9 protein-coding genes and 1 pseudogene are annotated in these 7,229 nt (G+C 28.1%); all 10 read right to left on the bottom strand.

Annotation, left to right across the window (positions count from 1 at the left end):
• Positions 1–462: 462 nt before the first annotated feature.
• Complete coding sequence (locus OC705_RS02130; RefSeq protein ID WP_304512638.1) at positions 463–747, bottom strand: hypothetical protein; 285 nt, start codon at positions 745–747, stop codon at positions 463–465.
• Positions 748–1,719: 972 nt separating this feature from the next.
• A complete protein-coding gene (locus OC705_RS02125) occupies positions 1,720–1,899 on the bottom strand; it encodes a hypothetical protein (RefSeq protein WP_304512639.1) in 180 nt (59 codons plus the stop codon).
• Between the two features lie 57 nt (positions 1,900–1,956).
• Positions 1,957–2,301, bottom strand: coding sequence for a hypothetical protein (locus OC705_RS02120; RefSeq protein WP_304512640.1), 345 nt, complete (start codon positions 2,299–2,301; stop codon positions 1,957–1,959).
• Between the two features lie 21 nt (positions 2,302–2,322).
• Entirely contained in the window at positions 2,323–2,535 is a 213-nt protein-coding gene (locus OC705_RS02115; RefSeq protein WP_304512641.1) for a YneF family protein, read from the bottom strand.
• Positions 2,536–2,678: 143 nt separating this feature from the next.
• Positions 2,679–2,831 (bottom strand): hypothetical protein, encoded by a 153-nt coding sequence (locus OC705_RS02110; protein ID WP_304512642.1) that lies wholly within the window; start codon positions 2,829–2,831, stop codon positions 2,679–2,681.
• Between the two features lie 1,731 nt (positions 2,832–4,562).
• A complete protein-coding gene (locus tag OC705_RS02105) occupies positions 4,563–5,051 on the bottom strand; it encodes an RsmD family RNA methyltransferase (RefSeq protein WP_304512643.1) in 489 nt (162 codons plus the stop codon).
• A gap of 22 nt (positions 5,052–5,073) precedes the next feature.
• Entirely contained in the window at positions 5,074–5,520 is a 447-nt protein-coding gene (yqeK, locus tag OC705_RS02100) for a bis(5'-nucleosyl)-tetraphosphatase (symmetrical) YqeK (RefSeq protein ID WP_304512644.1), read from the bottom strand.
• Between the two features lie 206 nt (positions 5,521–5,726).
• On the bottom strand, positions 5,727–5,861 hold the full coding sequence (locus OC705_RS02095; protein WP_304513979.1) for a hypothetical protein: 135 nt from the start codon (positions 5,859–5,861) through the stop codon (positions 5,727–5,729).
• A gap of 842 nt (positions 5,862–6,703) precedes the next feature.
• Entirely contained in the window at positions 6,704–6,832 is a 129-nt protein-coding gene (locus OC705_RS02090; RefSeq protein ID WP_304514051.1) for a hypothetical protein, read from the bottom strand.
• Between the two features lie 41 nt (positions 6,833–6,873).
• Positions 6,874–7,229: pseudogene (locus OC705_RS02085) on the bottom strand (hypothetical protein); the annotation flags it as partial.

Below are 7,229 nucleotides of genomic sequence, written 5' to 3'. Positions count from 1 at the left end.
AAAAAGATTCTTTATCCTTGACCATCCAGACTTTTATTTCCGGATTAGTAAACTTAATCACTTAGTTTTAGGATTCTCCAAGTTACACTAAATTTCTACCTTAATTCTTTAGGGGAAGTATCCTCTTTTGGAGGCTGATTCCAGGTTTCTTTCTTTGATAAACTACTCAATACAGATCATTTATATTAGTAGACTCTAGACTGTCCGTTTCAGCAACTTCCGGAGCAGGTCTCGTTGTAACATCAATTTTCCTTCTTAGGCCATTGCAGGCTTCTCCATGGAATTATTTGGTGGCGGAATCATCTTGACTAATTTGCTTTCGTCGCAACCCGCTTTTATGGTCTGCTCTAATCTGACATTCTTTCGTTTGTTAGACCGACCATATCCTTTCAGGGTTTATCTGCCCTGGCTATTGGTTAGATAGCACGAAATTTAGGCCTCTTTGGCGCCTATTAAGTTATATTAAAAATTTTGATACAATATGGGTTGAATTTGAAAATATTGATAATTATTTAAAGCCCTTGAAATAGGGCATTTTTGATGAATAATATTCATAATATCTTTTGTTTCTTCCAAAGATAAGTTTTTAATGCCACAAACTAAACTAATATCAAAATAAAACCCTTTTTTATCAATATAACTTTTACACAAAACTTTTATTTTAAAATCAGAATGATTTAAATATTTATGTGTGGTTTTATAAAAATAGGGATAGATTATTTGCGTTTCAATAACAAGATTTGTCATTCAGTTATAGTTATCTATTACAAACAGCCCCCCTCTAAACCGGACGAGCAAGTTTCCCAGCATCCGGCTTGCCATAATTTATTCTCTTCCGAGGACTAATGTTGTGTCACCACTCGTTAGTTGTTTATTATGATCGTTCTTGGTTACTTAAATTTTTTAATACCATAATTTTGTTGATAAGATATCTAAAAATAATCTTTTTTACGTAACACGATAATTTGTATATTTATCAAACTACGCTAATACGTGTTGTTTATTATTTGAATGTATTTTAATTAAAATAGAATCTTTTCGACTACGATTGAATGAAAATTATGGTAGAAAATCGATAACATTTTTTATCCCATATTTATTTTAATGTTTATTTCGATAATGAACAATTTTAAATAATATTCAAGATTAAAAAAATCTTTGTTTTCCTTGATATCATTTAATAAACAATAAATTACTGACTTCTTTCGCCCTATCAAGGTCGTTAACCTTGTTCCAGGGAGGACGATTCTCTTTATCATTCCAGATCAAGTTTTACTCCTCCGACTACTAAGAAGTCGCTTTCTCCTTAGGCCTAATGACTTTAAGCTCATTATTAGTTAATTTAATAACTAACCTTTAGGATTCTCCAAGTTACGCTAAATATCTACCTTGATCTATTAGGAGAAGTAACCGTTTAACGGTGAGATTCCAGGTTTATTAATTGATAAACTATCCAATACCTATGTTTTTTATTGATAGACTCTGGACTGCTCGGTTATATAGTAGTTTACGAGACAGGTTTTACTATTACATCTTCTTATCTTCTTAGGCCATTTCAGGCTTTTCCATCAAATCATTCGGTGGCGGCATCTTCTTGACTAACTACTTCGTCGCAACCCGCTTTTAAGAACTGCTGTAATTCCTGAAAGTTTCCTTTCAAAAACCGTTCTTATCCATTCAGCGTTTATCGCGCTGGTGATTGGTAAAATCACACGATATTTAGGCCTCTTTTTGGCGCCCACATAGTAATAAAGATAAGCAAAATAATTCTTTAGGGTTACTAATTTCTGAACTATTCGCGAATGCTGAATTAAGCTTCGTTTTTAATCCTTTGTGAATAATCCCTATATCTTGCAATTTAGGTTCATAATAAGCTATAATTTCTATTTGATTTTTCATCTTTAGATATATAAATCCTCTTCTTTTAAAATTTAATAATTATTAAATTTTATTTAATTAATTGTCTAAATATATTTGTTTTAATTTGTTATTTTTTATAACTAAATTAAAAATATTATCATTTAGTAAGTAAATTCCATGAGCTGGATTTATGTCATCGTCTTTTATTTTAGTTAAGATATTTAAATTTAAAAATTTTTTAGTAATTGGTGATTGATTAGTTAAAGGAAAAGTTTGATTTTTATTTTTAATAAAAGTTTTTAAAACTTCTTGTTCTAAAAGATCACAATTTAATAAATAATGTTCGATTTTATAATTAAAGTTAAATCGATATATTAAATTCATACTTATAAAAGTTAATATAATTACAAATATAATTATAATTAATATATAATAACTCATTAGTTTCATTTAATCTCCAATTTATTTTTTGTTTTTCATCGCCAACATAATTTGTTGAATTTGTTTTTCGCTAGGGCTTCTACCCATCTGTTTAAACATTTCTTTGATTTGTTTTTTATTTATAGGAGGATTTTTTTCTAAATATTTTCTAATAACAAAAAACATTATCAATGCTCCTAATAAAATACCTAAAAATAAACCTGATAAAAATAAAATTGTTTCGAACCAAGTCATAAATATTTTCCTTTCAATTTTAATATATTTTTTGGAATAATTTAACCATTATTTAATCAATTTATTTTATTAAAAATTATCTTTAGTTGGAAAAATAGGTTTGTAAAAAATCAATCTTTTATTACCGTATTTTTTATTTTTAATTAAAATAAATTTTTGATTAATATCAGGTAATAAATTTTTATATATGGATAGATTATTTGCGTTTCGATAATAGGATTTGTCTTTCTAATATCTATTACAAATAGCCCCCATCCAAACCGGACGAGCAAGTTTCCAAGCATCCGGCTTTCCATAATTTATCCTCTTTTGAAGACTAACGTTGTGTCGCCACTGGTTAGTTGTTGATTCTGATCGTTCTCGGTTTCTTAAATTATTTAATCTTGTAAATTTGTTAATAAGTTCTCTGACAATGATCATCATTTTTGCATAAAGTCATAGTTATAAATATAGTTTGTGACATCCCAATTTTATTCTTGTTATTTGCATTTTGAATATATAAATTCCTTAATTTTTAGCTATTTTAATTTTTTTCTAATTATAGAAGAAATTGATTTTTGATCTTTATTTGCTAATATCTTTCAATAACTGTATTATCCTAGATATTTCAAGTAAATTAATAGTTTAAAAATATTAGTTAAACCGAATTAATTTCTTATATCTCTTAACTTTATAATTCAGTATTTGGATTCATAATATTTTCTCTTAAAGGAATTTTTTAATTTTTTTATTATTTACTATCCAGAGGTTGGGATTCAAATTAAAATATTATCTATCGATTCCTAAATCGTGGTGTCGGTTTTTTCGATAAGCTTTTCTATATTCTAGATTTATTTTTCATTTTGATTTTTTTAGTAATCGGATTCTCCATTTTATTATCAATGAATTTAAATAAACATTGGCTAAGAAAAATTGTTATTATTTTTCCTTTGGATGAACCAGATAATGATTTATATTTGATCTTGTTTATAATACTATATTTAGTCATTTATATATCGTTTTAAAAAATTTATCTTTTTTTTGATGTATTTTTGAAGTGATATCTGATTGATGGTTTTACAGTAACCCTAAAGATCGCTTTTCATAATACACTCAATTCCTTGGAATAATTGTTAAATGCGTTTGATGACGTCATAGTAATTTTTTTTAGTTCTTAATTCTGAACTCCATTTTGAAAAGATAACTTAGAAATAAGGAGTTCATAATTGTTCTATAACTTTATAAATGATTTTTTTTGAGAAATACCAAAAATTCTAATTTTAACTAGAATCTTTAGGATAAGAACTTATCGAAATGGCCATAATTATCAATTACCATTGAAATATTATCTTTGGTGGTATTATTTAATTTTTGGAATTTGATACCATCTATGATTTGATTAAATTATTGGTAGGTTTTTAATTCCGTGCTTGTAATTCTTTTTAAATACTAAACGATTTTAAATGATTTTCAAGATTAAAAAAATCTTTGTTTTCCTTGATATCATTCAATAAACAATAAATTACTGACTTCTTTCGCCCTATCAAGGTCATTAACCTTGTTCCAGGGAGGACGATTCTCTTTATCATTCCAGATCAAGTTTTACTCCTCCGACTACTAAGAAGTCGCTTTATCCTTGGGCCTAATGACTTTAAGCTCATTATTAGTTAATTTAATAACTGACCTTTAGGATTCTCCAAGTTACGCTAAATATCTACCTTGATTCCTTAGGTGAAGTAACCATTTTATTAATGGTGAGATTCCAGGTTTGTTAATTGATAAACTATTCAATACTTAAAATATATATTAATAGACTCTGGACTGCTCGCTTATAGTAGTTTGCGAGATTATTTTAATATATTAAAATAAATATCACATCTTCTTATCTTCTTAGGCCATTACAGGCTTATCCTTAGAACCATTTGGTGGCGGTATCTTCTTGACTAACTACTTCGTCGCAACCCGCTTTTAAGAACTGCTGTAATTCTTGAGAGTTTCCATTCAAGAACCGTTCTTAGCCTTACAGTGTTTATCGCACTGGTGATTGGTCAAATCACACGATATTTAGGCCTCTTTGGCGCCCGATAAGTTTCATAAATAATCCAACTTTGAGAATGAATAATTTTAAATAATTCAGGGAATAAATTTTTTATATCAAAAACATAAGGAGGATCTAAAATAATTACATCAAATTTAATTTTTTTAGATATAAATCTTTTTAAAATATTAAAAGCATTTTTATAAAATACTATTACTTTTTGATTATTAATTTTAAGCTTATTTTGATTTTTTCTAATTGTTAAATATGCTGGTAGAGAATTATCTACCATGAAAATCTTTTTCGCTTCTCTACTTAAGGCTTCGAATCCATAAGCTCCAGAACCTGCAAATAAATCTAAAACAATACTATTATTAATATCCTTCTGAATGGTATCAAATAAAGCTTTTCTAATTAAATGAGTAGAACTTTTAGTATTTTTAGATGGTACTAAGTTTAAACGAAAATTTTTATATTTTCCAGATATAATACGCAACATTACAAATATTACCAAACCTTTTTCAATTTAAGAATAGTTGTTTTTTTAAAGAATTTAATATTTTTATTTGTTCTGGAAAAGATTTAAAACCTTTTTGGATATAATAATCAAGATTATTTTTTAATAATTCATATATCGTTTGGTCCAAATTTTTAAAAGCTAATTTTCTAAAGTAATCGATATTTGGAAAAGTTCTACTATTTTCTATTTTATCACTAATTAAAATAATTTTATCTAATTTATTCATGTTTTCATGACCCCAAACATGTTTTCTAATGGCATCAAAAATTTTTTTATTATTAATATTAAATTCTTTTTGAAGTACGATAGGCGCACTGAAAGCATGATACATAAAAACCATTTGTTTATATTTATTAATAATATCATGATTTAATAAAGATAAATGGAATTCTAAAGATTCATTTTTAGTATAATCATGGAACAAAGCAGCTATTTGAGCTTCTTCGATGTTTTCTTCATAAAATAAAGCTAATTCAGTAGCTTTTTGGTAAACTCCTAAAATAATACGGATAGATTAATTGCGTTTTATTCAGCGATTTATCTTTGCTGTTTTATTTACAATCAGCCCCCGTCCAAACCGGACAAGCAAGTTTCCAAGCATCCGGCTTTCCATAATTCACTCTCTTTCGAGAACTAATTTCCCCTCGCGGTTGATTAGTTATTTATTCTTATTGTTCTTATTTTACTAATATCGTGTATTTGCTGATTGGTTATCTTACGATGACAATCTTTACACAATACCTTTGTTCTTTTATTAAATGCTGTTAACGTGTTGTAAAAGTTATTCATTCCCTGCTGGAGTTCTCTTTTTAAAGAGTAGCCATTTGATGAACAATATTGAATTCTATTCGATGTTCGTGAAAAGTTTAGTTTCTGGTGAAACCGTTGTTGACACAATATATCAACCTCTTTCTCGATACCATTGAATAAATAATAAATTACTTTCTTTTTTCGCCCTATAAGAGTAATTAACTCTCTTCCTGGTAAGCCGATTAACTAAATTATTCCAAATCTAGGTTTACCCTTACGACTACTAAAAAGATTCTTTATCCTTGACCATCCAGACTTTTATTTCCGGATTAGTAAACTTAATTACTTAGTTTTAGGATTCTCCAAGTTACACTAAATTTCTACCTTAATTCTTTAGGGGAAGTATCCTCTTTTGGAGGCTGATTCCAGGTTTCTTTCTTTGATAAACTACTCAATACAGATCATTTATATTAGTAGACTCTAGACTGTCCGTTTCAGCAACTTCCGGAGCAGGTCTCGTTGTAACATCAATTTTCCTTCTTAGGCCATTGCAGGCTTCTCCATGGAATTATTTGGTGGCGAAGTCTTTTTGACTAATTTGCTTTCGTCGCAACCCGCTTTTATGGTCTGCTCTAATCTGACATTCTTTCGTTTGTTAGACCGACCATATCCTTTCAAGGTTTATCTGCCCTGGCTATTGGTTAGATAGCACGAAATTTAGGCCTCTTTGGCGCCCTGATTTAAACGATAAATATCATTTTTAAATTTATTATTAATTTTTTTTAAAACTTTTTCTATCAACATAAATTACAATTATCTTTTATTTAATAAAATTCTTAAACTTTTTATTATAAATATTTAAATTAGTTTTTCGAATTAAATTAATTAAAGGTCTTTCTATACGAATAGATTATTGACGTTTCTTTGATAGGATTTATCTTTCTATCAAATATTACCAACAGCCCCCGTCCAAACGGTGCGAGCAAGTTTCCAAGCACACCGCTTTCCATAATTTATCCTTTTTCTAGGTTTAACTTCGTGTCACCACTGGTTAAATGTTTATTCTTGACCTTTTATTCTTTTCAAATATTCTATAAGCCTTTTGGATGATTCTATCTTGAATAGTAGGAATTCCAAGTAGTCTAGTTTTATCTTTTCCTTTCGGAATATGAACTCTTTTAACCAGTTTCGGGTTATATTGGTTGTGAACATATTTTTGGTGATATTTCTTTAACTTGTTTAAGTCCATATCATCTATTATTCTCCCATCAATTCCCAGTGTTTCTGCCCCGTTATTGGTAGCAATCTGATGAAAATTGAGGTAGGTATTAATTAAGTTGTTCATTCCCCATTTGAGTTCTTGTTTTAATATGTGTTGTTTTAAAGATTGGTCGTGAATTTTACTCA

The organism is Candidatus Phytoplasma fabacearum, from assembly GCF_030586805.1.
In the GTDB taxonomy this organism is placed as follows: Bacteria; Bacillota_I; Bacilli_A; order Acholeplasmatales; family Acholeplasmataceae; genus Phytoplasma; species Phytoplasma fabacearum.
Note: the sequence above shows the minus strand (reverse complement) of the source record. Positions and strands in the feature narration are given on the sequence as shown.